Here is a 23,314-nt window from a genome sequence, read left to right on the forward strand (position 1 = left end):
TCGCTGGGTGGGCTGGTGAGTTCCGCCCGGTCAGGGCTTCCGTGGAGGGCTGATCCTGGTCGGAGTTCCGTCCGGGGTGAACGGGTGGTGGAAGGTGAAGGCGTGCGGGGTGGGGGCGTGGTCGTGGAGGTGTTCCAGCCTGGAAACCGCTTCCTGCCAGCTGGGTATCACGCCGTCGGAGACCCACCAGGTCACGTAGTTCGGGTACTCGGCTTTTTCGATCCAGTCGTGACGCCTGGTCAGTGCCTTGCGGTGCAGACCGGTGTAGATGGCGTCGAAGGTGGAGCGCAGGTCGGTCCAGAGCGAGAGGGTCGCGGCCAGGGCGGTGGTTTCCCGCGTGCGGCCCTTGGCGTACCAGGTCGGTGCGGCGAACTCGCCCCATGCGCCCCAGTTCGCGTCGAAGAGCACGCCCCGTTCGGGGTCTGTTGCTTCGGCATGCGCGAGGTACCCGGGGTGCTGAGTGATCTCCTGGTAGACGGTCGCACCGACGTCGTAGAACTCGTTGGTGAGGGGTGCGGGATCGGCGAGAGGCGACTTCAGGGTGCCGAAGGTGTACAGCGCAAGCTGGGGCAAACGTCTCTCCCTGGTTGAGGCAACTCTCGTGCGACCGTGGGTGATCGCCGGAGACCAGGTGAAGGTAGCTGCTTCTGCGGGTGCTGTCGAAGTTGCGTTTTCGCAGCTCAAGTGGCTTCTTGCAGATGGCCTGTGGCGGCCTCTTGCGGGGAGCAAGAGGCCGCCGGAACGATTCGCTCAGGGGTTGGTGGTGAGGTGGTCGAACTCGCCTGCCTTGGCTGCCTGGAGGAACGCCGCGAAGTTCGGGCGGATGGTGTGGACGATGACGTCACCCTCATCGGACTCACGAAGTTCGATCACACCTCCACGTGTGCGCACCTCAACGCAGTTGCTGGAGGCTTCGCTGAAGCTGGATTTCTGCCACTCGATGCTATTCATACCTGTCCTTCAATTCCTTCATTATCGAGCGGATATAATCTCGCGACTCACTCTCCGGGAGCGCGACGGCTTCGATGCGCTCAAAGATTGCGCGATAACCTGTCAACTGGGCGGGTGAGTCGAAGATGTGGGAGCCGTGAGACGAGTCGGCCTGGACCGTATCCAGCTCCGGCACTGGCCCCTCCGCATAAAGCAGGTTCTCGCTGGGGCCAGGGAAGTCGGCCGTGTCGAACGGTACGACCCGCAGCGAGACTCCCGGAAGCTCGGAGTCTTCGACAAGCGAATCGAGCTGTTCCCCGAGCACCATGGCGCCGCCGTACTGAATACGTAGCGCCGCCTCGTGGACCAGTGCCACGTATGGCGTCTCGCCGGAGCGAATAGTCTGCTGTCTCCGCAGGCGGAACGTAACCCTGCGATCGATCTCGCGATCGGGAAGAGGGGTGAAACCTCTCGCAAATACGGCGGCGGCATAGCTGGCCGTTTGGAGCAGTCCTGGGATGAAACCAATGTTGAAGCTCTTCAGCTTCTTCGCGTGTCCTTCGATTTCCGCCACATCAATTGGAGCGGCTGCGAGTGCGTTTCGGTACTCATCCCACCAGGCCTGGTCTCGCTCTCTGGCCATGTCGGCGAGCGCGTCGACCAGGGGCGCGTTGGCGCACATGCAAGCCTCCGCGATCTCGTGCAGGCGCCCCACGCTGACGGCGGACTTCCCGTTCTCCATCTGCGTCACCATGGCTGGAGTCACGCCAAGTAGGCGAGCGAGGTGGCTTCCCCCGAGGCCGATCTGCTCTCGCATCCTCCGCAGTTCGGCGCCGAGCCGACGCTGACGGAGGGTCGGGTTCTGGCGATTGGCCATGACGTCCTCTCTGCTCGTACAGGCGCCAGTCTGCCGTGCCCGATGCAGGGGTGGCCATCTGGGGAGGACTACCCCATCGGGGGAATCTTCGCGCATCGAGCTTAACCTTAAGCTCCGATGCGCTATCGTCGTTCACAGCTCGATCCGACGGATCGTCAACAATGCCTGCATCCAGGGCAGTAGGCGCCTGCTGCCCGTACGCGTAGCCGAAGAGCAACCATCACCCGGCCTGGCTCACGGCACCCCCTCTCCCACACCACAGCCTCACGGAGGTTCCCGTGTGCATCCGTAACACCCCCTCGCTCACCCTCTCCCGGCAGGCCCTGCGGGACGCCATGACCCGCAACGGCGGCTGGGACATCGAGACCATCTTCAACGCCGAACTCGCCCTCATCGAGCTCATCGTCAACGCCTGGCACCACGCCGGCACCCCCGCGCCGGTCGTCTGGTTCTCCATCCTCGACCGCACCCTCCGGGTCACCGTCTCCGACGAGAGCGACGCCCTCCCCCAGCCCCGCACCCCCTCCGGCCTCGCCGAGACCGGTCGCGGCCTCCAGCTCGTCGAGGGCCTCACCGACCGCTGGGGCGTCGACCCGCAGGAACGCGGCAAGACCACCTGGTACGAGCTGGACTCCGACTCGTGACCCATGACCCCATCGCGCCCGACGACCCCCGGATGCGCGACTACACCGAGCCCCAACTCACCACTCTCCTCGGCGAGTTGCACCGGCGCGGCCTGCCTCACGGCCTCCTCTGGGGCTCCGCCGCGCCCGGCGAGACGACCCTCGACGGCCGCATCCTGATCGACTTCGGCAACGCGCCCGTCAGCACCCTGCTCAACCTCCTCCACCTCCTCCGCGACCTGGAGAGGGACGAGCCGTGGCACCGATGAAGTTCTTCTTCGGCGCCGTCCTGGTCGCCCTGCTCGCCCTCGCGATCACCACCGTCGCCCTCGGCGTCATCGCGACCCTCAAGATGCGACGCCCCGACGACGGCGACTGAAACACGCGAAGACCCTCGCCTGGGAAGGCGAGGGCCTCGCGGGCTCAGACGAGGGCGGCGACCAGCAGGGCGAAGGCGGCGATGATGACCGCGACGCGGGCGTAGTGGTAGCGGTTCCAGCGCTGCAGCTGCTCCTTCCAGTCGGCGGGCCGGTTCTCGGGGGTCCACGTCTTGTTCCGGTTGTTGATCGGGACGAGCAGCAGGACCGACATGACCACGCTGACGATCAGCAGCACGCCGGCGGTGACGACCAGGCCAGTGCCGTGGTGGTGCCATCCGGCGACGGCCCAGATCGCGCTCAACACGAGCGAGCCGATGTACCAGAACGGCATCAGGGCGCCGAGCATCCGGCCCCCGTGAGCGTTGGCGAGTTGGGTGCTGTCGTCGGGGAGTGCGTTGAAGATCGGGTTCATGATGAAGGCGACGGAGAACTCCACCCCCACCATCACGCCGACGACCACGGTGGTGAAGACCTCGAGTGCGTTGAGCATGATGACCCCTCCGGGCATCTAGCGCTGCTAGCTGACGAGTCAACGCTAGGCCTTATGTCGCTCGTTTGTCTAGCGGTGCTAGGATCGAACCATGTCGGTACAAGAACGCAAGCAGCGCGAACGGGCCGAGCGCGAGCGCCTCATCCTGGCGACCGCCCGCGAACTCGCCGAGCAGCAGGGCTGGGACGCGGTCACCACCCGCCGGCTCGCCGAGCGCATCGAATACAGCCAGCCCGTCCTCTACAGCCACTTCCGCGGCAAGCGGGAGATCATCGGCGCCGTCGCCCTCGAAGGCGCCACCGAGATGGCCGCGGCGCTGCGGGCCGCGACCTCCGCCGCGGACGGCCCCCGCGCCCGGGTCGCCGCCCTCGCCCGCACCTACCTCGACTTCGCCGCCCGCAACCCGGCGGTCTACGACGCCCTCTTCCAGCTCGACGGCGGCCTGGCCTTCGCCCAGGAGGACACCCCGGAACCCCTGAAGGACGCCTTCGCCGCCCTGCTGGAAAGCCTCGCCGAGGTCGCCGGCGACGACGTCCACCCGGGAGTCTTCACCGAGACCTTCTGGGCAGCCCTGCACGGCCTCGCCACCCTGGCCCGAGCGGGCCGGCTCCCACCGGAGTACATGGAGCAGAGGCTGGAACTGCTGGTCGACCGGCTCGCCATCCTCTGACACCCCGACGGCCCACGGCACCTTCGACGGCCCTCGCCCACCCAGGACGAGGGCCTCGTGGAGCGCTCCCGGTCAGCCGAGATGCGGGATCGCCCTGCGCTCCAGGAAGTGCTGGAGCCGGAGCCGCTGGGTGTGGTGCATCGGCAACCCTTCGACGTCGCTCGGGGCGACGAACCGAAGATCGGTGGACTCGTCCGAGATCCACAGCTCCCCACCCGTGATGCGCGCGGTGAAGCAGACGTTGAACTGCTGCCGGACTTCGCCGTCCGAATAGGCGATCACGTGCCGCGGGTCGGTGTACGTGCCGACGAGCCCGGTGATCTCGACATCGAGCCCTTTCTCCTCGCTGAAGTATCAATCCAGGTAGGCCAGAGCGTCCACGACAAGGGAACGCGCTGCGGCGCCTCGCACTGCCCCCTGCGAGAGCCGATCAAAAGCGCGGGCGTACAGGTCGACCTGGCTGGGCTGCGTGAGCGTGGAGGCGGCATCCAGCGTGTCTGCGTGGACCCTGGCGTCATCGAAGATCGTGAAGGTCGCCATGGGCCACACGGTCCGCTGCGCCGCGAACGGGACGATGCCCACCGCGACATTGGGGAGATCCATGGCGCCGAGCAGGTGTCCGAGTTGTGCCGCCATGGTCTCGGCACTGCACACGCGATACCGGAGCACGGACTCTTCCAGCACGAAGGAGAAGCGGTGTGCGCCGTTGTGCAGAACCGCATTGCGCTTCATGCGGGCCGCCACGGCGTCACTCACGTCGTTCGGGGTTCCCCGGAAGCCCGCGATGCACGACAGCAAGGCGGTCGCGTACCCGGGTGTTTGGAGGAAACCTGGGATCACGTCAGAGACGTAGACCCGGAACACCTTGGTCTGCTGGTACAGATCCCCGGTCGACTCTTGCAGGCGACGGAGGCCACTTCGCTGGAGTCGTCGCCACTGGACATGAGCGTCGACGGACTGCCGGTTGGCGGCGATCAAGTCAGGGACTTGATCGCCGGCGCCACAGGCGCGGCACCACGCCCTGATGTCGGTGTCGGACGGAGGCGTCTTGGCGTTTTCGATCCGGGACGACTTCGATTCCGACCAGCCGCACCTGACGGCCAGCTCCCGTCCGCTGATCCCCGCGTCCTTCCGGATCTCGCTCAGCCGACCGGCGAGGGCTTCGCGGGCCTTCTGAACGTTTGGAGAGGGATGCGCGGGCATGGAGCTGGCCTTCGTCAGATCTCGTACAGATGGTGCGGGAGTGCTCGCTCCCAAACTGCTTCGAATGCGGTGGCGCACAGCTTCACGGCGTCGGGTTCCGCCGTGATCTCATCTTCGACCACGACGCCGTCTCCGGAGAAGTGGTGCACCCGAAGCAGCGCACCATCGAACAGCCAGAAGTCGTTTCCCGGCAGGGGGATGTTCGTGGCCTGTCGCCGTGGCAGCCAGCGGACCTGCTCGCCCGCCGTGACGTTGGCGTGGGTGACGTAGTGCTCCCACCGGATGTACTCGGACACGGGCTCGGAGACGACCCGGGCTCGACGAATGACCACACCCCGCGCCACAGTGTCCGTGATCAACTGATCATAGGGATGCCACCAGGACTGTCGGTCCTCCCAGTTGATCCGCTCACCGCGCTGCCATGCCTCGAACCGCTCCGTCGGGGCGTACGAGTCCCGCAGCTCCAGATGGACGGCGGACCGCTATGCCTCCCTGATCATGGGCACCATCCGGGCCGGAAGCCTGACGATGGCCTCATTGTCGGGTACCGATCCGTTTGCGGGGCTGCTTCCCTCGCATTCCGCCTGGGTCTCCGGGCGCGGGTTCCACCCCTGGAAGAGGATCTCCTGAGCCTCTCGGTCCACCCACACGGTGGGGCAGTGGTCCCGATCGGTGTTGGGGTCGATGCCAACGAACTCAACGGCCATGGCCGGCTCCCTGATCTACGTGCTGCTTGTTCGGGCTTGCACAAGCTTCTTTGAGCAGTGGATATGGCGTCAATACCGATGGCTGAACGGGAAATTGGCGTGCAAGCTCATGCAAGTCCATAGAGATCGGTGGCGCGCCGTCAGTAGCGTCGCAAGCATCGGTAGGGCAGGGCGGCGAAGGGAGCATCCGTGTCGAACGTGGAGCCCGAGACGGAGAAGTTGAGGCGATACCGCGCCGAGGCCGAAGCGGCGGCGAGCGCCGTAGAGACTGCTTGGAGGCTTGCGGGCCTGCCGTCCACCCCCGACGTGATGCCCGTCGTGAGCGGGCGCGGGGTACACGAGGGGCCTCACGTCTCGCTCGGTGGCTGCCGCGCCAGTGCTGCCCGCGCGCTGGCTGACGTGCTCACCGAGTACGCCCGGCTCGCGGGGCGAGTGATCAACGGCGAGTCCAGCCGGATCACGGCTCGCATGCTCACCAAATGCGATGTGGAGCCCGGCTCTTTCGAGTGATGGACTCCGCTTCGTTCGGCGGGAGTTGACCGCATCGAGCAATGCTGCCGGCCCGGGTGAGGGATGCCAGCCGCCGATTCCGGCGCGCAGCGAACCGGCCCTCGTGGGCCACCACAGACCCCTGTCCCAGCCGTCCGGGGAAGGATCCGGCTCGGATAGGTCAGCAGGAAGCACGACAGGCAGAGGGAGCCACCTCGGCCTGACCGACAGATGAGGGGAAGAACATGGGCAAGCGCGGAGGCGGCTCCGGCGACGGCAAGGGCGGCGGGCAGCAGGACGACAGCAACAAGGGCGCCGGGCACGGCGGCGGAGGGTCCGACGAGGGCGGCAACACCTCCGACGGCTCGTCCCCGGCGGGCGGAAGCGGCAAGTGACCGGCGAGACGCACCAGGAGGCGGGCCCCCAGGGGCTCGCCTCCGCGCTGATGGCCAGCGGCGCGCTCTCCTCAGACTGGCTCCCCTCCTTCCGCGCCGTACCCCGTGAGTTCTTCGTCCCGGACCGCATCTGGCCGGGCATCGCGGACGGCACCCGACAGAACTCCGTGGTGTACCGGTCGCAGGACCCCGAAGCCTGGAAGCGGGCGGTCTACTCGGACGTCCCGCTGACCACGCAGTGGGACGACGGTGACCACGCGGGGGACGGACTCGGCACGACCCCGACTTCCTCCAACTCCATGCCCACGATGGTGTTCTCGATGCTCCAGGACCTCGACGTGCGCCCGGGCGCCAGGGTGCTGGAGGTCGGAGCCGGCACGGGGTGGAACGCGGGCCTGCTGGCCCACCGCCTGGGCAGTCCCAATGTCGTCACCGTCGAGTACGACCCGGACGTCGCACGCGGCGCCCGGGAGAACCTGGACCGGGCCGGACTCGCGCCGACCGTGGTCGAGGGCGACGGGCGGTTGGGCTGGCCGGACGGCGCTCCCTACGACCGGATCATCGCCACCTGCTCCCTGCTGGAGATCCCAACGACGTGGCTGGAACAGTCAGCCCCCGGCGGGATCATCGTGGCGCCGTTCGGCACCGAGTACGGCGGCGAGCAGATCGTCCGGCTCACTGTGAACGACGACGGCACCAGCGCGAGCGGCAGGTTTACCCGGAGTTCGGCGTTCATGCGGCTGCGCCAACAGCGCACGGACCGGCCGCCCTTCGAGGACTACCTGCGTGGTCGGGAGTGGCCTGCCGACGGGAAGAGAACCACCACCACACTGGCCCCTCCGGACACGGGCGGGTGGTTCGAGCAGTTCGTCATCGGGGCGGCCGTCCCCGGCGCCTTCTGGCGGGCGGAGCGCTACGACGACGGCGCGTACACGCTGTGGCTCTACAGCCGGGACACCGAGTCATGGGCGTCCGCCGACTACGAGCGGGGCCGTACGGAATACGAGGTGTACCAGTCCGGCCCCCGGAACCTCTGGGACGATGTGGAGGCCGCCTGGCGCTGGTGGGACGACCATGACCGCCCAGGCTTGGACCGGTTCGGCCTCACGGTCACCCCGGACACCCACGCCGTGTGGCTCGACTCCCCGGAGCACCCCGTGCCAATCCGGGTCTGACCGCAGATCCCGAGGAACTGGCCGCGCAGTACAGCCGCGCGGCCATGAAGATCAGCGACCATCACAAAGAGCTGCTGTGACCGTCAGCCCGCTCCTCGAAGCCGTCGAGGAGCGGGCCGCTTTACCTCCGAAGCCGTTCGGGGCGCGCTCACTGTGGCCCCCTGAGTACGCCGACCTGAGGTGCTCCGGTCGTATCGGCAGCTCCTGCGTCAGTCGGCCTGAAGCTCCTTCGCGATCTGCGCCGCCAACGCGCTGGCGGCCTCAAGGCGTGGATCCTCCGGATGCGCGTACGGCCCGAGGATCTTCGCCGCGACGAACAAGGTCATCAGCTTGCCGACCCGGCTCGCGAAGTCGCCGCTCCGCTCGACGCGGACGCGGTCGGCCAGCGCCGGGACGGCAAGCGATGCCGCCCACAGCGTGGCGGCGTCCAGACCGCGTGGAGCCATGCCCCAGTCTTCCCAGTCGAAGACGCAGAACTCGGGCGCTGTCACGTTCGCCCAGTTCAGATCCGCATGTGCCGGACACCACTCGTTCACCGTGGCATCGACGCCCGGGGACACCTGACGGATCGTCTGAGTCACCACCTCCTGGGTGATCGTCTCGGTGTCCGGTGCGGCGATCCCATTCGTCCGCTGACTGGCGAGCGCATCGAGAGAGGCGTTCAGCTCCGACCACCATCGGGGTGGCAGCCTGGGTTCCTCGGCCACAACTGCGGACCCTGCTGGGGCGGACGGCAACAGTTCAGTCTCATCCGCCCGCCACATCACCGGCTCGGTCTCGTCCCGCCAGGCGACGCCAGCGAGCCAAAGCGGGCTTCGCGATCCCGCGCAAGGCCTCAGCCGAGGGAGTGCCGTCCGCGCCCTGGATGCGGATCCGGTCGAGACCTCGCCGCTCGATGCGTACCCAGGTGCCTCGCTCAGTGCCGGCTCCCACGGATCGGCGTTTGCGGACCACTGTCGCCTTGTCGAGCCTCGTCCCCAAGGCCGTCTCGACACGTCCCAGTACCTCGTCTACCGGCACCCGGCGCAGATCCGTCATGGGACAACGGTAGGGATGCTTGGCGGAGTTGGAGCCGCTCCAAAGGACGAACCTCGCCATCGTGCATAAGGCGTCCCCGTCCACAGGCAGATTGGTTCTGCCACCCAGCGTAGGAAGTCGGCCAGGCCGACTTCCTGCGCGTTCAGGTGCTTTACCAGCAAGCCGCGATGCTGATTCCCGGCATCCCGCAACCTCCATCATCGTCAAAAAGGTGGGGACTTCCCCGTCGCGGAGCACGCCCACGCCCACACGATCAAGCTCCCGCTCTGGCACCGTGAGCAGGATCTGGAACTGGCCGCGCAGTACAGCCGCGCGGCCAGGAAGATCAGCGACCATCACAAGGAGCTGCTGTGACCGTCACCTCCCCCGAGTTCGTGGCCCGCCTGGCGGCCGAGGCCGAAGCCGCCGGCATCACCGGCTTCGTCGCCGCCGCCGTCATCAACCACGACGGGCGGGTCCTGCTCGTGCGCCGCAAGCCCGATGACTACCTGGGCGGTCTGTGGGAGATCCCTTCCGGGAAGGGCGAGGCCGGTGAGACCATCCTGGACGCCGTGCACCGCGAGACCGCCGAGGAGACCGGGCTGACCATCGACCAGATCACGGATTGCCTCGGGCACTTCGACTACGAGAACAGCCGCGGCGGCACCACTCGTCAGTTCAACTTCGCCGTCACCGTGGAGAAGACGGAACCGATCGTCCTGACCGAGCACGATGCCCGCCAGTGGGCCGAGCTCGGCGATCTGCCCGAAGTCAGCGACGCGGTCCGCAACCTGATCACGTCCTGAGTCAGAGCAGCCAGGCCTTGCTGAGCGGCCCGCTCCTCGAAGCCATCGAGGAGCGGGTCGTGCGCACATCGGGGTGGGGAAAGCTTGATGATCTTCGAACATATAATCGCTCGCCAGATCGTCATCTGTCATCGGGGGAAGGAAAATCCGTGACCACCAAACTGCTTGCGGCAGCCGCGGCGGGCCTGCTGTCGCTCGGTCTGCTGACCGCCTGCGGGCCGTCCGACTCGTCGCCCGACCCGGCGGTCTCGTCCGCCGCTCCCGCCGCTTCCGCCTCGTCCGCCGCTCCCGCCGCTCCCGCCTCGTCAGCCGCTACTGCGGCGGCGCCCGTGGCGAGCAACGCCCCGGCCGCGGACCCGAGTTGCAACCCGGCCTCGCAGGGCGCCCACCGTCTGAAGCCGGTCCCGAACCACAAGGTCATCTACCCGGACAAGCACAGGGACCACTCCACGCTGCAGGCCCAGGACGCCAAGTTCGTCTGCGACGCGACCGGTGGCCACTACGAGGGGACCGGCCCGGTCAAGAGCTACACCCTCTCCAAGGACATCCAGGTCTACCTCAGCGCCGGCCCCGGCAGCGAGGACGTCGACGGGGGCAAGGGCTACGACGGGACCGCCAACTCGTTCGACCTCCTGATGCTGCGGGTCTACGACTGCATGGGGGGCGCCAAGTTCTGCGCCAAGTACAACGCCTGGGAGATCGGCCAGGACGCCGACGGCAAGATCAACTACCTGAAGCAGATCAACCCCTGAGCCCGGTTGCCCAGCTGCGGTGAGTGATGACGGTCTCCGAGACTCGGTCTCGGAGACCATCGCCTATTCCAGGCCCAACGACCGCCGCAGGAACCCCAGTTCGTGCCACAGCAGGTTCTCCACCACCGCCTCGTCCGTCGGCCGGTGCCCCGCGCCCCGCAGTGGCAGGACCTCGTGCGGGCGGCCGGCGGCGAGTAGGGCATGGGAGAGCCGCAGGGTGTGGGCGGGGAAGACGTTGTCATCGGCCAGGCCCTGGACCAGCAGCAGTGGGCGGCGCAGCTTCGGCGCCTCGACGACCAGGTCGCAGGAGTCGTAGTGCTCGGGGTACTCGTCGGGGTGGCCGAGGAAGCGTTCCTGCCAGTGGGTGTCGTACAACCGGTGGTCGGTGGGCGCGGCCCCGGCCGAGGCGGCGTGGAAGACGTCCGGGCGCCGCAGCACCGCGAGGGCGGCGAGGAAGCCGCCGTACGACCAGCCCCGGATGGCGACCCGATCGAGGTCGAACAGTCCGGGCCGCAGCCGGGCCGCCTCCCGCAGGCCCTCGATCTGGTCCTCCAGCGCGGGCCCGGCCTTGTCGCCCCAGATCGTCTTGTCCCACAGCGGCCCGCGCCCCGGGGTGCCCCGGCCGTCCACCACCAGCACCGCGAAGCCCTGGTCGGCGAACCACTGCGACACCTGCTCGTGCCAGGCGCCGTCAGTGGTGACCTTCTGCATGGCCGGCCCGGCGTACGGGTCGAGCAGGACGGGCAGCGGGCCGTCTTCAGCGCGGCGTCCGGTGGGCAGGAACAGACTGGCGCGCAGTTCGCGCGGGCCGAGCCGGAGCAGTTCGGGGCGGGCGGCGACCACGGGCAGCTCGGCGTACGAGGTGAGCGTGAGTGTCGGGCGACCGTCCCGCAGCACGGTGGAACGAGCACCCTCGACCCGGCTGGTGAGCACCAGCGTGCCGCCGCGCCGCACTCCGGTGTGCAGGCCCGGTCCGTCGCTCAACTTCTCCAGGCCGAGGTCGGGCCGGTAGGCCCACAAGTGCGTCTCGGTGGGTTCCTCGGAGGCGGTGAACAGCACCTGCTCGCCCTCCACCCCGAGGACGCCCCGCAGTTGCAGCCCGGCCGGGGTGACGGGCTTGCCGTCGACGGTGAGCTGCCGGGTGTCGCCCTCGTCGGCGGTGTCGACCAGCGCGCCGCTCTCCGTGCGGACCGGAAGTCCGGGAAGCAGTTCGACCCAGCGCGGGTCCGTCCGCTCCGCGAGCACCCGTACCCCGCCGTCCGGTTCGATCGCCAGGGTGCGCACGGTGCGCTGGTCGCGGCTCTGCACGGCGGCGTACGGGCCGTGGCCGTCCCAGCCGGCGGCGGTGAGGTACTCGTAGCCCGCCCGGTCCCAGCGGACCTCGGTGCGAGGGCGACTGCCGTCGAGGCCGAGCAGCCAGAGCGAGACGTCGGCGTTGGCGGTGCCGGCCAGCGGGTAGCGGATGGCGCGCGGCGGCCGCCGGGGATCGGTGGGGTCGGCCAGGAAGATCCGGGTGACCGCGCGCTCGTCGACCCGGGCGACCAGCAGGGCGCGGCCGTCGGGGGACCACCAGTACCCGCGGTCGCGGTACATCTCCGAGGCGGCGACGTACTCGGCGAGGCCGTACGTGACGTCAGAGGCCTCGGGCTCGGCCAGCGCCCGGTCGCCCGTACCGTCGACGCCCACCACCCGCAGGGCGCCGCCGCTGACGTAGGCGATCGTGCGGCCGGTCGGGTCGAGCCGCACCTCCTCGGCCTCGCCGCCGCAAGCCACACGGCGAACCGAAGCCGTGGAGGCGTCGGCCAGCCACAGCCCACCGCCCAGCGCGAAGACGGCGAGGGAGCCGGTGGCGTCGGTGCTGTACGCGGTGATGCCTTCGTCGGAGCCGAGCACGCCCGGGTCGGCGATCAGCCGCTCCTCGCCGCTGTCGGCGTCCAGCGCCCAGAGGCAGGTGAGCGGGTCGGTGCCGCCCCGGCTGCGCAGGAACAGCACGGTGGCGCCGTCGGCTGAGGGTTCCGGCTGGACGGGGAGGCCCAGGGCGAACCGCCGGGTACGGGCGAGCTGCTGTGGAAACGAGGTCGTCATGCCGGGCACGGTAGGCGCAAAACGACCGGGGCCGCCGTGGATCTCAGGAATCCACGGCGGCCCCGGAGCTTCACCGGGCGGACGTCAGTGCACGTCGCCCATGAGCTTGACGACCTTCTTGCGGTACAGCGCCAGCGCGATGCCCGCGACGATCGCCATGACGCCCTGCACCGCGAAGTACGCGGTGCTGCCGACCACCTTGTCGCCCAGCACCAGCTGGAAGATGGCGGCGACGCAGTCACCGGCGGTGACGGCGAGGAACCAGACACCCATCATCTGGCTGGCGTACTTGGTCGGCGCCAGCTTGGTGGTGACGGACAGGCCGACCGGGGAGAGGGTGAGCTCACCGACGGTCTGGACCAGGTAGACCATGGCCAGCCACAGCGGGGTGACCTTGGTGTCGCCGGAGGCGGAGGCCATCGCCAGCATCATGACGATGAAGGACGCGCCGATCATCAGCAGACCGAAGGCGAACTTCATGGTGGTGCTGGGGTTCTTCGACCGGCGGGCCAGGGCGACCCAGATCCAGGCGAAGACCGGGGCCAGCGCCATGATGTACAGCGGGTTGAGCGACTGGAACCAGCTGGACGGGAAGTTGAACCCGAACAGCGTGGACGCGGTGTGCTCGTCGGCGAAGATGTTCAGCGTCGAGCCGGACTGGTCGTAGATCATCCAGAACACGGCGGCGGCGACGAAGAACCAGATGTAGCCGCTCATCTTGGACTGCTCGGTGGCGTCGAGGTCCTTGTCGCGCTTCACCTTGGTGAAGACGAGGACCGGGATCGCCAGGCCCGCGATGGACAGCGGCCAGATCGCCCAGTTGATGGTGAAGTGGCCGGTGGCGCCGACGACCGCGTAGAAGACGACCGCGACGGCCAGCCAGATGCCGGCCTTGGTGAAGATCTTCCGCTTCTCGTCCGCGCTGATCGGCGAGGTGACGACGTTGCTCTTCGGGCTCAGGTGGCGGGTGCCCAGCAGGAACTGGCCCAGGCCGAGCGCCATGCCGACGCCGGCCAGGGCGAAGCCCAGGTGCCAGCTGACGTTCTGGCCGACGGTGCCGATCACCAGCGGGGCCGCGAAGGCGCCGAGGTTGATGCCCATGTAGAAGACGGTGAAGCCACCGTCGCGACGCGGGTCGTTCGGGCCGTCGTACAGATGGCCGACCATCGTCGAGATGTTGGCCTTGAGCAGGCCCGAGCCGACCGCGATGAACGCGAGGCCGACGAAGAACGAGGCGCTGAACGGGACCGCCAGCAGGAAGTGGCCGATCATGATGATCGTGCCACCGACCGCGACGGTCTTACGGGCGCCGAGGAAGCGGTCCGCGATCCAGCCGCCCGGGAGGGCCAGCAGGTAGACCATGGCCGTGTACACGCTGTACACGGCGGCGGCGACGGCCGCCTTCATGCCGAGGCCGCCGTCTGCGATGGAGGCGGTCATGTAGAGCACCAGCAGGGCACGCATGCCGTAGTAGCTGAAGCGCTCCCACATCTCGCTCATGAAGAGAGTGGCGAGTCCCCGGGGGTGGCCGAGGAAGGTCTTGCCGCTGGGGGTGGCCGACGTGACGCCGGTTTCCAGGGTCGTAGACGCCATGAGTAGTGGTTCCTTGCCTGACAGCGTCCGCCTAGGGGGGTGGCGGCGGACGTGGACTTGGACCACTCTACGTGGCGACATTTGGCGATATCAGATGACAAAGGCGGTGAATCAGCCGGGTTAATAACAAAGTTGGCACCACAGCTGCCCGATTGATCCATGGTAGACGGGCGTTTGATCCTTCAGTTTCAAGATCCAAGGGTTGTTTTTTCGCCGAACGACCGGTCGGCAACGTTCTGTTGATCCCTGAATGGGCTCCATATAACGATCACGCTCTGTGAACTACTTCACAGGGCGTACGGCCTTACCCGAGCGGACTACCATCACCACATGACCTGTGTGCTGCTCGCCGAGGACGACCCGGCGATCTCCGAACCGCTCGCCCGGGCCCTGCGACGCGAGGGCTATGAGGTGCTCGTCCGCGAGGACGGTCCGACCGCACTCGCCGCCGGCCTCACCGAGGAGGTCGACCTCGTCGTCCTCGACCTCGGCCTGCCCGAGATGGACGGCCTCGAGGTCTGCCGCCGCCTGCGCGCCGACGGCAAGAGCTGCCCCGTCCTGGTGCTCACCGCCCGCGCCGACGAGGTGGACACCGTGGTCGGCCTGGACGCCGGCGCCGACGACTACGTCACCAAGCCCTTCCGCCTGGCCGAACTGCTCGCCCGCGTCCGGGCCCTGCTCCGGCGCGGCAACGTCGACCAGCTCACCACCGGCGCGCACGGGGTGAAGATCGACATCGAGTCCCACCGCGCCTGGCTCGGCGAGGAGGAGCTGACCCTCTCCGCCAAGGAGTTCGAGCTGCTGCGCGTCCTGGTCCGCGACGCCGGCCGGGTGGTCACCCGCGAGGAGATCATGCGGCAGGTCTGGGACACCACCTGGTGGACCTCGACCAAGACCCTGGACATGCACATCTCCTGGCTCCGCAAGAAGCTCGGCGACGACGCGGCGAACCCGCGCTACATCGCCACCGTGCGCGGGGTGGGGTTCCGGTTCGAGAAGAATTAACCCCGTACGAAGATCGTGGCCGGGCGGCGGCCGATGAAGCGGAACACCTCGGGGAGCAGCAGCGTGAAACGCCGGATGATCAACTCGCTGCTGGTCGTGGTCCTGGTGGTCGTCGTGGTGTTCTGCGTGCCGCTCGCCCTGGTCGAGAAGCGCACCATCGTCAGCTCCGCCCAGGACCGGGTGGACGCGACCGCCGTCCGGGTGCTCGCCCTGGTGGAGAGCCGGCTCGCCGCGGGCGAGGGCGTCAAGGAAGGCCGGGTCTTCGAGAGCCAGGTCACCGAGGGCAGCTACGTCGAGGTGCAGATCCCCGGCCAGCCGGTGCTCTCGGCCGGTGACCGCCCGGCCGGGAACCACCTGCTGAGGGCCGCCGAGCACGGCACCAGCGGCGAGATCGTCACCGTCGAGCAGTCCCGCGAGGACGTCGACCACGAGATCGCCAACAACCTGCTGCTGCTCGGCGTGGTCGCCCTGCTGGCCGTCCAGGCCGCCGTGGCACTCGCCGTCTGGCAGGCCAAGCGGCTCGCCCGGCCGCTCACCGACCTCGCCGAGACCGCCGAACGGCTCGGCTCCGGCGACCCGCGCCCGCGCGACCGCCGCTACGGGGTGCCCGAACTGGACCGGATCGCCGAGGTGCTGGACACCAGCGCCGAACGGATCGCCCGGATGCTCACCGCCGAACGCCGGCTCGCCGCCGACGCCTCGCACCAGCTGCGCACCCCGCTCACCGCGCTGTCGATGCGGCTGGAGGAGATCACCGCCCTCGCCGAGGAGCCGGAGACCGTCAAGGAGGAGGCGACCATCGCCCTCCAGCAGGTCGAGCGGCTCACCGACGTCGTCCAGCGGCTGCTCACCACCCAGCGCGACCCGCGCAGCCCCACCGCCGTCGCCTTCGACCTGGACGACGTGATCAAGCAGCAGGTGGAGGAGTGGGGCCCGACGCTGCGCGAGCAGGGCCGGGTGCTGTCCCTGGAGGGCCTGCACGGGGTCACCGCGGTCGGCACCCCGGGGACGGTGGCCCAGGTGCTGGCCACCCTGATCGAGAACTCGCTGATGCACGGCGCCGGGACGATCACCCTGCGGGTGCGGCCCTCCGGCACCTCGGTGGTGGTCGAGGTGCAGGACCAGGGCGCCGGGGTGCCGGCGGACCTCGGCAACCGGGTGTTCGAGCGCGCGGTCAGCGGCCGCAACTCCACCGGCATCGGGCTGGCCGTCGCCCGCGATCTCGCGGAGGCGGACGGCGGCCGGTTGGAGTTGCTCTCGCTGAAGCCCGCGGTGTTCGCACTCTTCCTGGGGCGCAGCCACCAGGACTGATCAGGAGCCCTGGCCGAGCCGCAGGTCGCGGACCACGTCGAGGTCGGTGAAGGTCGGCGGCGCGTCGCAGAGCGCCACCATCTCGCGGAAGATCCGGTCCGTCTCGGGGAGCCCGGAGTTGCGCATCGCCGCCTCGTAGGATGGGAACTCCACGATCTCCACGACGTGGGTGCTGTCTGCGCGGTCGGTGCCGACGACCGCGTGCGCGGCGGTCCGCCTGCCCTCGGACGCCTCGACCCAGCTGTCCATGAGCTGGTTGAGCTCGTCCAGCTTGTCGGTCCTGCAGTCGATGATCTGGACGAAGGTCATGGCGAGCCTCCTGGGACCCCCTCGGCCATGATCGTTCGCCGGCCGTGCTCGCCCTCGGCCACCACTGTCCTCCCGCCGGAGCGGGCGGGGCAAGCGGGGGCGAGCGGGGAGCCCGGCCCTACTCCGCCTTGGCGTAGCGGATCTGCTCGGCGGCCAGCATCAGCTCGGCCTGGGCGGCCAGCTCCTGGCCGCTGGTGGACTCCACGGCGGGCGGCGCGGTCTCCGGCAGGGCCTTGAAGACCCAGGTGCGGTAGGAGACGAAGCGGAACACGGTGGCGATGGCGAGGCCGACGACCTTGGCGCCCATCTTCTCGAAGTTCGAGTCCAGGCCCAGTACGTACTGGGAGAAGCCCAGCACGCCGGTCTCGATCAGCATGCCGAAGCCGCTGAACACCAGGAAGAGGGTGATCTCCCGCTTGCGCGAGGCGGCGTCGCGGTCCCGGTACAGCCAGTAGCGGTAGCCGAGGTAGTTGGTGGCGATCGCGATCACGGTCGCGGCGATGTTGGACCGCAGCGAGGCGATGCCCAGGCCGATGTTGCAGACCCAGAACACGGCGAAGTTGACCACCACGCCGCTCAGTCCGACGATGCCGAACTTCACGACCTCGCCCCTGATCCCACGCACCTTCTGCATGAGTGAGGGGTTCGAAGCAGCGGTCGTCGCCATACCGGGTGGCCTCCATGTACCTGCGGGGAAGAGGATGTCCCACTGGGCCGGGGACACCCCTTGAGCCCTGCGTGCACGCACATGATCCGACCGCGCGGACGAGGACCTAGCCGCCCAGGCTACCCGCTTCCACCGAACGGCTCAGCTGTCCGGGACCGGGGTTGACATCTACGCGCGTCCACTACTCACGGCCCCACCGCGGCTCCAACGCCCCCCACCGGCCCGGATATCCTGGCGTGGTGACTTCCCCGGGCAATGTGAATTTTCCAGTGGTGGGCATGATCGGTGGCGGGCAGCTGGCCCGCATGGCACACCAGGCGGGAATCCCGCTCGGGGTCAGGTTCAAGCTCCTCGCCGACACCCCCCAGGACTCCGCCGCACAGGTGGTCTCCGACGTCGTCCTCGGTGACTACCGCGACCTCGACACCCTGCGCCGCTTCGCGGCCGGCTGCGACGTCATCACCTTCGACCACGAGCACGTCCCCACCGAGCACCTGCGGGCCCTGGAGGCCGACGGCATCGCCGTCCGCCCCGGCCCGGACGCGCTGGTCAACGCCCAGGACAAGGGCGTGATGCGGGCCAAGCTCGACTCCATCGACGTGCCCTGCCCCCGGCACCGGATCGTCGCCGACCCGGCCGACGTCACCGCCTTCGCCGACGAGGGCACCGGCTATCCGGTCGTGCTCAAGACCGTCCGCGGCGGCTACGACGGCAAGGGCGTCTGGGTCGTCGACGACGAGAACGAGGCCCAGGCGCCGTTCCTGGCCGGCGTCCCGGTGCTGGCCGAGGAGAAGGTCGACTTCGTCCGCGAGCTGGCCGCCAACGTGGTCCGCTCGCCCAGCGGCCAGGCCGTCGCCTACCCGGTCGTCGAGAGCACCCAGGAGAACGGCGTCTGCGCCGAGGTCACCGCCCCCGCGCCGGACCTCGACCCCGCCCTCTCCGACGAGGCCCAGCAGCTCGCCCTGCGGATCGCCGGCGAGCTCGGCATCGTCGGCCACCTGGCCGTCGAACTGTTCCAGACCAGGGACGGCCGGATCCTGGTCAACGAGCTCGCCATGCGCCCGCACAACTCCGGGCACTGGACCCAGGACGGCGCCGTCACCTCGCAGTTCGAGAACCACCTGCGGGCCGTCCTCGACCTCCCGCTCGGCGACCCCCGGCCGCGCGCCAAGTGGACCGTCATGGTCAACGTCCTCGGCGGCGACTACCCGGACATGTACCACGCCTTCCTGCACTGCATGGCCCGCGACCCCGGGCTGCGGATCCACATGTACGGGAAGGACGTGAAGCCCGGCCGCAAGGTCGGCCACGTCAACGTCTTCGGGGACGACCTCGACGACGTCCGCGAGCGCGCCCGCCATGCGGCCGCCTACCTGCGAGGAACGATCACCGAATGACGAACCCTGTCGTTGGCATCGTGATGGGCTCGGACTCCGACTGGCCGGTCATGGAGGCCGCCGCCCAGGCCCTGGACGAGTTCGAGATCCCGTACGAGGTGGACGTCGTCTCCGCCCACCGGATGCCCCGCGAGATGGTCGCGTACGGCGAGAACGCCCACCGGCGCGGCCTGAAGGCCATCATCGCGGGCGCCGGCGGCGCGGCCCACCTGCCGGGCATGCTGGCCTCCGTCACCCCGCTGCCGGTCATCGGCGTCCCGGTGCCGCTGCGCTACCTGGACGGCATGGACAGCCTGCTGTCGATCGTCCAGATGCCGGCCGGCGTGCCGGTCGCGACCGTCTCGGTGGCCGGCGCGCGCAACGCGGGCCTGCTCGCGGTCCGGATGCTCGCCGCCTTCGACCCCGAACTCACCGAGAAGATGACCGACTTCCAGGCCGAGCTCAACAGCCAGGCCACCGAGAAGGGCAAGAAGCTCCGGGCCAAGGTGGCCGGCTCCTCCTCCTTCGGCTTCGGCAAGTAAGACCCGCCGACGGGGTGGGGTAGAACAGCCCGTATGACTTCTCAGACGGACTCCGCCACCCCGCTGGACCGTGCCCGAGCCCTGCTGCGCACCGCCCCCGTGGTGGACGGCCACAACGACCTCCCCTGGGCGATGCGCGAGCAGGCCGGGTACGACCTCGGCGCGCTCGACCTCGCCGCCGACCAGAGCGAGCGCCTGCACACCGACCTCGCCCGCCTCGCGGAGGGCGGGGTCGGCGCGCAGTTCTGGTCCGTCTACGTGCCCGCCTCGCTGGCCGGCGACCACGCGGTGAGCGCCACCCTGGAGCAGGTCGACTTCGTCCACGCCCTGGTCGAGCGCTACCCGGACCGGCTGCGCCTCGCCCGTACCGCCGCGGACATGGAGGCCGCCCGCGCCGAGGGCCGGATCGCCTCGCTGATGGGCGCCGAGGGCGGCCACTCGATCGACTGCTCGCTGGCCACCCTGCGCGCCCTGTACGAACTCGGCGTGCGGTACCTGACCCTCACCCACAACGACAACGTGCCGTGGGCCGACTCCGCGACCGACAAGCCGGTGGCCGGCGGACTGACCCGGTTCGGCGAGGAGGTCGTCCGGGAGATGAACCGGCTCGGCATGCTGGTCGACCTCTCGCACGTCTCCGCCGACACCATGCGGGACGCCCTGCGGGTCACCGAGGCACCGGTGGTCTTCTCGCACTCCTCCTCCCGCACGGTCTGCGACCACCCGCGCAACATCCCGGACGACGTGCTCGCCCAGCTGCCCGCCAACGGCGGGGTCGCGATGGCGACCTTCGTCCCGAAGTTCATCCTGCCCGCCGCCATCGAGTGGACCCTGGCCGCCGACGCGAACATGCGCGCCCACGGCTTCCACCCGCTGGACACCACCCCGCCGGCCATGGAGCGCCAGCGCGCCTTCGAGGCCGCCAACCCGCGCCCGATCGCCACCCCGGCCACCGTCGCCGACCACCTCGACCACATGCGCGAGGTCGCGGGCATCGACCACATCGGCATCGGCGGCGACTTCGACGGCACCGCCTTCCTGCCGGACGGCCTCGACTCGGTGGCCGGCTACCCCAACCTGGTCGCCGAACTCCTCGGCCGGCACTGGTCGGAGGCCGACCTGGCCAAGCTCACCTGGCACAACGCCGTCCGCGTCCTGCGCGACGCCGAGTCGGTCGCCGCCTCCCTGCGGGCCACCCGTAGGCCCTCCATCGCGACCATCGCCCAGCTCGACGGCTGACGCTCAGCCCAGCCGCGGGATCTCGACGGCCGGGCACCCGTCCATCACCATCGAGACCCCGCGGGCCGGGTCCGCCGGTACGCGGCCCCGTCGATGACACCCAGCTGGAACCAGACCGCCTTCGCCCCGACCGCCACCGCCCGGTCCGCCACCCCCCCGGCCAGCGCGCTGTTCACGAACACGTCCGCCACGTCACCCGGACGGTTACGCCAGGTGCCATCCGATTTCCTATCGACCTGGCGCGCTGACCAGCCCAGATCTCGGTAGGGAATGGCCGGGGGAGCGGTGGCGCTGGGGTTTGGTGAGTTCTCGGCACCCGGCTGCGAGGAGGCAGGGCATGTACGGCGACCCGGAGACGGTTCGGAAGATCCTTACCGAGTCTGGGGACACCTGGGCCGTCGTGGGCCTCTCGTCCAACCGGCGACGAGCGGCCTACGGCGTCGCCGAGGTCCTCCAGCGCTTCGGCAAGCGGATCGTGCCGGTGCACCCGAAGGCGGAGACGGTGCACGGCGAGAAGGGGTACGCGTCCCTCGCGGACATCCCTTTCGAGGTCGACGTCGTGGACGTCTTCGTCCGCTCCGACCTCGCCGGTGAGGTCGCGGACGAAGCGGCCGCCATCGGCGCCAAGGCCGTCTGGTTCCAGCTCGGCGTGATCGACGAGGCGGCGTACGACCGGGCGCGGGCTGCGGGTCTCGCGATGGTGATGGACAAGTGCCCCGCCATCGAGATTCCCCGTCTCGGCCTGGCCGGTCGTTTCAGCTGAGCAGAACACGTACGGGCACCGGGCCCCCTTCCGAACTTGGAAAGGGGCCCGGCCTGTCATGAACCAGGCGGTGAACCCGGAACCGAGCGCCTCGATCCACAGCTGAGGGTCGCCGACTCGCTTGTGGTGCACTGCGTGTTTGCGGGTCACGTCGACCCACAAACAAGGGTGCGCACACGAATCAGTCAACCGCCGCTAGTAGTCGGCTGATCGGCTGAGGGCACTGCCCGACCGGGGGCAGGTGCCTCAGCTCGGGCGGCCGAGGGCGCGGTAGGTCCAGCCGGCGGCGCGCCAGGCTTCGGCGTCGAGGACGTTGCGGCCGTCCAGCAGGCGGCGTTCGGCGACGACGGCGCCGAGCTCGGCCGGGTCGAGCGCGCGGAACTCGGCCCACTCGGTGAGGTGGAGCACGACGTGGGCGCCCTCGGCGGCCTCCAGGGCGGAGTCGGCATACGCCAGGGAGGGGAACATCTTGCGGGCGTTGTCCACGGCCTTCGGGTCGTAGACGGTGACCTGGGCGCCCTGGAGCTGGATCTGGGCGGCCACGTTGAGGGCGGGGGAGTCCCGGATGTCGTCCGAGTCGGGCTTGAAGGCGGCGCCGAGGACGGCGACCCGACGGCCCAGGAAGCCGCCGCCGCACTGCTCGCGGGCCAGCTCGACCATCCGCGAGCGGCGCCGCATGTTGATCGAGTCGACCTCGCGCAGGAAGGTCAGCGCCTGGTCGGCGCCGAGCTCGCCGGCCCGGGCCATGAACGCCCGGATGTCCTTGGGCAGGCAGCCGCCGCCGAAGCCGAGGCCGGAGTTGAGGAACCTGCGGCCGATCCGCTCGTCGTGCCCGAGGGCGGTGGAGAGCAGGGTGACGTCCGCGCCGGCCGCCTCGCAGACCTCGGCCATCGCGTTGATGAAGGAGATCTTGGTGGCCAGGAAGGAGTTGGCGGCGGCCTTCACCAGTTCGGCGGTCGCGTAGTCGGTGACCAGGAACGGCACCCCGGCGGCGATCGGCTCGGCGTACACCTCGCGCAGCAGCCGCTCGGCCCGCTCGCTCTGGCTGCCGACCACGATCCGGTCCGGGCGCAGGGTGTCCTGGACGGCGAAGCCCTCGCGCAGGAACTCCGGGTTCCAGGCGAGTTCGGCGGCCTCGCCGACCGGCGCCAGCGCGGCCAGCCGCTCGGCCAGCCGGGCCGCCGAGCCGACCGGCACGGTGGACTTGCCGACCACCAGGGCCGGGCGGGTCAGGTGCGGGGCGAGCTCGTCGATCGCGGTGTCCACGTACGACATGTCGGCGGCGAACTCGCCCTTGCGCTGCGGGGTGTTGACGCAGACGAAGTGCACGTCGCCGAACTCGGCGGCCTCCTTGGCGGAGGTGGTGAAGCGCAGCCGCCCGGTCGAGCCCTCGTGCCCGGCCACGTGCTTGAGCAGCAGCTCGGACAGGCCCGGCTCGTACATCGGCACGCGGCCGGCGGTGAGCATGGCGATCTTGTCCGGGTCGATGTCCAGACCCAACACCTCGAAGCCGAACTCGGCCATCGCGGCGGCATGCGTGGCGCCGAGGTAGCCGGTGCCGATCACGGAGATGCGGAGGGTCACGGGTTCCCCTTAGTGCGGGTTCGACCAGTAGAGGGTGCCCCTGATGCTATCCGCCCCGCCCGGCCCGGCACCGATCGCCCGGATGCCGACGACGCTAGGCAGTCGCAGGTCGGCGCCCTAGGATCTCTACTGAACGGTAGTTAACCGCGATTCGACTCGGATCAGACGTCGTTCGGACGTCGGTCACTGGACGACGAGGCAGGCATCATGGCGGGCAGCGCAGGGGCGGCTGACTTCGATCTCTTCCGCATCTCCGAGGAGCACGAGATGCTCCGTGAGGCGGTGCGTTCGCTGGCCGAGGCGAAGATCGCTCCGTTCGCGGCGGA

The 23,314-nt window shown here is 69.3% G+C and carries 25 protein-coding genes and 6 pseudogenes; 16 read left to right on the forward strand and 15 right to left on the reverse strand.

Features of this window, described 5'->3' with window-relative positions; translation table 11 throughout:
* Positions 1-30: 30 nt before the first annotated feature.
* The 3 genes from ACWCYO_RS23920 to ACWCYO_RS23930 all read right to left on the reverse strand — a co-directional run bounded on the left by ACWCYO_RS23920 (position 31) and on the right by ACWCYO_RS23930 (position 1,807).
* Positions 31-573 (reverse strand): DUF3291 domain-containing protein, encoded by a 543-nt coding sequence (locus tag ACWCYO_RS23920; RefSeq protein WP_449785329.1) that lies wholly within the window; start codon positions 571-573, stop codon positions 31-33.
* A gap of 177 nt (positions 574-750) precedes the next feature.
* Positions 751-951, reverse strand: coding sequence for a DUF397 domain-containing protein (locus ACWCYO_RS23925; RefSeq protein WP_449785330.1), 201 nt, complete (start codon positions 949-951; stop codon positions 751-753).
* Positions 944-1,807 carry a helix-turn-helix domain-containing protein gene (locus ACWCYO_RS23930; RefSeq protein ID WP_449785331.1) on the reverse strand — a complete coding sequence of 288 codons (864 nt, stop codon included), beginning with the start codon at positions 1,805-1,807 and terminating at the stop codon, positions 944-946. The genes ACWCYO_RS23925 and ACWCYO_RS23930 overlap by 8 nt, the downstream gene beginning before the upstream one ends.
* Positions 1,808-2,085: 278 nt before the next feature.
* On the opposite strand from ACWCYO_RS23930, the gene ACWCYO_RS23935 reads away from it, so the two are divergent.
* Genes ACWCYO_RS23935 through ACWCYO_RS23945 form a run of 3 tightly spaced genes read left to right on the forward strand, consistent with a single transcriptional unit; the run spans position 2,086 to position 2,809 of the window.
* On the forward strand, positions 2,086-2,451 hold the full coding sequence (locus ACWCYO_RS23935; protein WP_449785332.1) for an ATP-binding protein: 366 nt from the start codon (positions 2,086-2,088) through the stop codon (positions 2,449-2,451).
* Positions 2,448-2,699 carry a hypothetical protein gene (locus tag ACWCYO_RS23940; RefSeq protein WP_270145555.1) on the forward strand — a complete coding sequence of 84 codons (252 nt, stop codon included), beginning with the start codon at positions 2,448-2,450 and terminating at the stop codon, positions 2,697-2,699. Before ACWCYO_RS23935 ends, ACWCYO_RS23940 begins: the two co-directional genes overlap by 4 nt.
* A complete protein-coding gene (locus ACWCYO_RS23945; RefSeq protein WP_270146600.1) occupies positions 2,687-2,809 on the forward strand; it encodes a hypothetical protein in 123 nt (40 codons plus the stop codon). The genes ACWCYO_RS23940 and ACWCYO_RS23945 overlap by 13 nt, the downstream gene beginning before the upstream one ends.
* Positions 2,810-2,853: 44 nt before the next feature.
* Here ACWCYO_RS23945 and ACWCYO_RS23950 read toward each other — a convergent pair whose 3' ends face one another.
* Positions 2,854-3,300 (reverse strand): DUF1772 domain-containing protein, encoded by a 447-nt coding sequence (locus tag ACWCYO_RS23950; protein WP_270146601.1) that lies wholly within the window; start codon positions 3,298-3,300, stop codon positions 2,854-2,856.
* A 91-nt stretch (positions 3,301-3,391) separates the two neighbouring features.
* Here ACWCYO_RS23950 and ACWCYO_RS23955 point away from each other — a divergent pair, with 91 nt between their 5' ends.
* Entirely contained in the window at positions 3,392-3,970 is a 579-nt protein-coding gene (locus ACWCYO_RS23955) for a TetR/AcrR family transcriptional regulator (protein WP_449785333.1), read from the forward strand.
* A gap of 72 nt (positions 3,971-4,042) precedes the next feature.
* On the opposite strand, the pseudogene ACWCYO_RS23960 reads toward ACWCYO_RS23955, so the two are convergent.
* The 4 genes and pseudogenes from ACWCYO_RS23960 to ACWCYO_RS23975 form a co-directional block, all read right to left on the reverse strand.
* A pseudogene (locus ACWCYO_RS23960) lies at positions 4,043-4,315 on the reverse strand (DNA mismatch repair protein MutT); the annotation flags it as partial.
* 9 nt (positions 4,316-4,324) lie between these two features.
* Positions 4,325-5,173 carry a helix-turn-helix domain-containing protein gene (locus ACWCYO_RS23965; protein ID WP_449785334.1) on the reverse strand — a complete coding sequence of 283 codons (849 nt, stop codon included), beginning with the start codon at positions 5,171-5,173 and terminating at the stop codon, positions 4,325-4,327.
* Positions 5,174-5,187: 14 nt separating this feature from the next.
* Positions 5,188-5,655: pseudogene (locus ACWCYO_RS23970) on the reverse strand (DUF6879 family protein); the annotation flags it as partial.
* Positions 5,656-5,880, reverse strand: coding sequence for a hypothetical protein (locus ACWCYO_RS23975; protein ID WP_449785335.1), 225 nt, complete (start codon positions 5,878-5,880; stop codon positions 5,656-5,658). It abuts the pseudogene before it with no gap.
* 189 nt (positions 5,881-6,069) lie between these two features.
* Between ACWCYO_RS23975 and ACWCYO_RS23980 the strand changes: the two genes are divergently transcribed.
* The 3 genes from ACWCYO_RS23980 to ACWCYO_RS23990 all read left to right on the forward strand — a co-directional run bounded on the left by ACWCYO_RS23980 (position 6,070) and on the right by ACWCYO_RS23990 (position 7,939).
* Positions 6,070-6,390, forward strand: a complete 321-nt coding sequence (locus ACWCYO_RS23980; RefSeq protein WP_449785336.1) for a hypothetical protein — start codon at positions 6,070-6,072, stop codon at positions 6,388-6,390.
* A 224-nt stretch (positions 6,391-6,614) separates the two neighbouring features.
* Positions 6,615-6,764, forward strand: a complete 150-nt coding sequence (locus ACWCYO_RS23985) for a hypothetical protein (protein ID WP_199922064.1) — start codon at positions 6,615-6,617, stop codon at positions 6,762-6,764.
* Complete coding sequence (locus tag ACWCYO_RS23990; protein WP_449785337.1) at positions 6,761-7,939, forward strand: methyltransferase domain-containing protein; 1,179 nt, start codon at positions 6,761-6,763, stop codon at positions 7,937-7,939. Before ACWCYO_RS23985 ends, ACWCYO_RS23990 begins: the two co-directional genes overlap by 4 nt.
* 209 nt (positions 7,940-8,148) lie before the next feature.
* On the opposite strand, the pseudogene ACWCYO_RS23995 reads toward ACWCYO_RS23990, so the two are convergent.
* A pseudogene (locus tag ACWCYO_RS23995) lies at positions 8,149-8,977 on the reverse strand (hypothetical protein).
* Between the two features lie 350 nt (positions 8,978-9,327).
* On the opposite strand from ACWCYO_RS23995, the gene ACWCYO_RS24000 reads away from it, so the two are divergent.
* Together ACWCYO_RS24000 and ACWCYO_RS24005 are read left to right on the forward strand one after the other, a co-directional pair.
* On the forward strand, positions 9,328-9,762 hold the full coding sequence (locus ACWCYO_RS24000; protein WP_449785338.1) for an NUDIX hydrolase: 435 nt from the start codon (positions 9,328-9,330) through the stop codon (positions 9,760-9,762).
* 149 nt (positions 9,763-9,911) lie between these two features.
* Positions 9,912-10,514, forward strand: coding sequence for a hypothetical protein (locus ACWCYO_RS24005; protein WP_449785339.1), 603 nt, complete (start codon positions 9,912-9,914; stop codon positions 10,512-10,514).
* Positions 10,515-10,577: 63 nt separating this feature from the next.
* Here ACWCYO_RS24005 and ACWCYO_RS24010 read toward each other — a convergent pair whose 3' ends face one another.
* On the reverse strand, positions 10,578-12,599 hold the full coding sequence (locus ACWCYO_RS24010; protein ID WP_449785340.1) for a prolyl oligopeptidase family serine peptidase: 2,022 nt from the start codon (positions 12,597-12,599) through the stop codon (positions 10,578-10,580).
* Positions 12,600-12,683: 84 nt separating this feature from the next.
* Positions 12,684-14,192: a peptide MFS transporter gene (locus tag ACWCYO_RS24015; RefSeq protein ID WP_270146607.1), complete on the reverse strand. Its 1,509-nt coding sequence runs from the start codon at positions 14,190-14,192 to the stop codon at positions 12,684-12,686.
* 330 nt (positions 14,193-14,522) lie between these two features.
* Between ACWCYO_RS24015 and ACWCYO_RS24020 the strand changes: the two genes are divergently transcribed.
* Positions 14,523-15,197 carry a response regulator transcription factor gene (locus tag ACWCYO_RS24020; RefSeq protein ID WP_030290974.1) on the forward strand — a complete coding sequence of 225 codons (675 nt, stop codon included), beginning with the start codon at positions 14,523-14,525 and terminating at the stop codon, positions 15,195-15,197.
* A 63-nt stretch (positions 15,198-15,260) separates the two neighbouring features.
* Positions 15,261-16,508 (forward strand): ATP-binding protein, encoded by a 1,248-nt coding sequence (locus ACWCYO_RS24025; RefSeq protein ID WP_270146608.1) that lies wholly within the window; start codon positions 15,261-15,263, stop codon positions 16,506-16,508.
* 9 nt (positions 16,509-16,517) lie between these two features.
* On the opposite strand, the pseudogene ACWCYO_RS24030 reads toward ACWCYO_RS24025, so the two are convergent.
* Positions 16,518-16,817: pseudogene (locus ACWCYO_RS24030) on the reverse strand (ester cyclase); the annotation flags it as partial.
* A 118-nt stretch (positions 16,818-16,935) separates the two neighbouring features.
* The gene (locus ACWCYO_RS24035) at positions 16,936-17,451 is read right to left on the reverse strand and encodes a GtrA family protein (RefSeq protein ID WP_270146609.1); all 516 of its coding nucleotides are present in this window, start codon (positions 17,449-17,451) and stop codon (positions 16,936-16,938) included.
* A 290-nt stretch (positions 17,452-17,741) separates the two neighbouring features.
* On the opposite strand from ACWCYO_RS24035, the gene ACWCYO_RS24040 reads away from it, so the two are divergent.
* From ACWCYO_RS24040 to ACWCYO_RS24050, 3 genes are read left to right on the forward strand one after another with little or no spacing between them, the layout of a single operon-like run.
* Positions 17,742-18,881, forward strand: coding sequence for a 5-(carboxyamino)imidazole ribonucleotide synthase (locus ACWCYO_RS24040; RefSeq protein WP_270151208.1), 1,140 nt, complete (start codon positions 17,742-17,744; stop codon positions 18,879-18,881).
* A complete protein-coding gene (purE, locus tag ACWCYO_RS24045) occupies positions 18,878-19,402 on the forward strand; it encodes a 5-(carboxyamino)imidazole ribonucleotide mutase (RefSeq protein WP_270146610.1) in 525 nt (174 codons plus the stop codon). Before ACWCYO_RS24040 ends, purE begins: the two co-directional genes overlap by 4 nt.
* Before the next feature lie 33 nt (positions 19,403-19,435).
* Positions 19,436-20,641 carry a dipeptidase gene (locus ACWCYO_RS24050; RefSeq protein ID WP_270146611.1) on the forward strand — a complete coding sequence of 402 codons (1,206 nt, stop codon included), beginning with the start codon at positions 19,436-19,438 and terminating at the stop codon, positions 20,639-20,641.
* Positions 20,642-20,644: 3 nt separating this feature from the next.
* Here the strand turns inward: ACWCYO_RS24050 and ACWCYO_RS24055 are convergent.
* A pseudogene (locus tag ACWCYO_RS24055) lies at positions 20,645-20,841 on the reverse strand (CoA-binding protein); the annotation flags it as partial.
* Between the two features lie 137 nt (positions 20,842-20,978).
* Between ACWCYO_RS24055 and ACWCYO_RS24060 the strand changes: the two are divergent.
* The gene (locus tag ACWCYO_RS24060) at positions 20,979-21,404 is read left to right on the forward strand and encodes a CoA-binding protein (RefSeq protein ID WP_270146612.1); all 426 of its coding nucleotides are present in this window, start codon (positions 20,979-20,981) and stop codon (positions 21,402-21,404) included.
* Positions 21,405-21,650: 246 nt separating this feature from the next.
* On the opposite strand, the gene ACWCYO_RS24065 is transcribed toward ACWCYO_RS24060, so the two are convergent.
* Positions 21,651-22,988 (reverse strand): UDP-glucose dehydrogenase family protein, encoded by a 1,338-nt coding sequence (locus ACWCYO_RS24065; RefSeq protein ID WP_449785341.1) that lies wholly within the window; start codon positions 22,986-22,988, stop codon positions 21,651-21,653.
* Between the two features lie 207 nt (positions 22,989-23,195).
* Between ACWCYO_RS24065 and ACWCYO_RS24070 the strand changes: the two are divergent.
* Positions 23,196-23,314, forward strand: a pseudogene (locus ACWCYO_RS24070) (acyl-CoA dehydrogenase); the annotation flags it as partial.

Source organism: Kitasatospora sp. NPDC001683 (assembly GCF_053596495.1).

Bases quoted from the DNA above. Each gene is read 5' to 3' on its own strand.
- ACWCYO_RS23925 (WP_449785330.1), bottom strand. From the start codon at position 951: ATGAATAGCATCGAGTGGCAGAAATCCAGCTTCAGCGAAGCCTCCAGC.
- ACWCYO_RS23930 (WP_449785331.1), bottom strand. From the start codon at position 1,807: ATGGCCAATCGCCAGAACCCGACCCTCCGTCAGCGTCGGCTCGGCGCC.
- ACWCYO_RS23950 (WP_270146601.1), bottom strand. From the start codon at position 3,300: ATGCTCAACGCACTCGAGGTCTTCACCACCGTGGTCGTCGGCGTGATG.
- ACWCYO_RS23955 (WP_449785333.1), top strand. From the start codon at position 3,392: ATGTCGGTACAAGAACGCAAGCAGCGCGAACGGGCCGAGCGCGAGCGC.
- ACWCYO_RS23965 (WP_449785334.1), bottom strand. From the start codon at position 5,173: ATGCCCGCGCATCCCTCTCCAAACGTTCAGAAGGCCCGCGAAGCCCTC.
- ACWCYO_RS23975 (WP_449785335.1), bottom strand. From the start codon at position 5,880: ATGGCCGTTGAGTTCGTTGGCATCGACCCCAACACCGATCGGGACCAC.
- ACWCYO_RS23985 (WP_199922064.1), top strand. From the start codon at position 6,615: ATGGGCAAGCGCGGAGGCGGCTCCGGCGACGGCAAGGGCGGCGGGCAG.
- ACWCYO_RS24010 (WP_449785340.1), bottom strand. From the start codon at position 12,599: ATGACGACCTCGTTTCCACAGCAGCTCGCCCGTACCCGGCGGTTCGCC.
- ACWCYO_RS24015 (WP_270146607.1), bottom strand. From the start codon at position 14,192: ATGGCGTCTACGACCCTGGAAACCGGCGTCACGTCGGCCACCCCCAGC.
- ACWCYO_RS24020 (WP_030290974.1), top strand. From the start codon at position 14,523: ATGACCTGTGTGCTGCTCGCCGAGGACGACCCGGCGATCTCCGAACCG.
- ACWCYO_RS24035 (WP_270146609.1), bottom strand. From the start codon at position 17,451: ATGCAGAAGGTGCGTGGGATCAGGGGCGAGGTCGTGAAGTTCGGCATC.
- purE (WP_270146610.1), top strand. From the start codon at position 18,878: ATGACGAACCCTGTCGTTGGCATCGTGATGGGCTCGGACTCCGACTGG.
- ACWCYO_RS24050 (WP_270146611.1), top strand. From the start codon at position 19,436: ATGACTTCTCAGACGGACTCCGCCACCCCGCTGGACCGTGCCCGAGCC.
- ACWCYO_RS24060 (WP_270146612.1), top strand. From the start codon at position 20,979: ATGTACGGCGACCCGGAGACGGTTCGGAAGATCCTTACCGAGTCTGGG.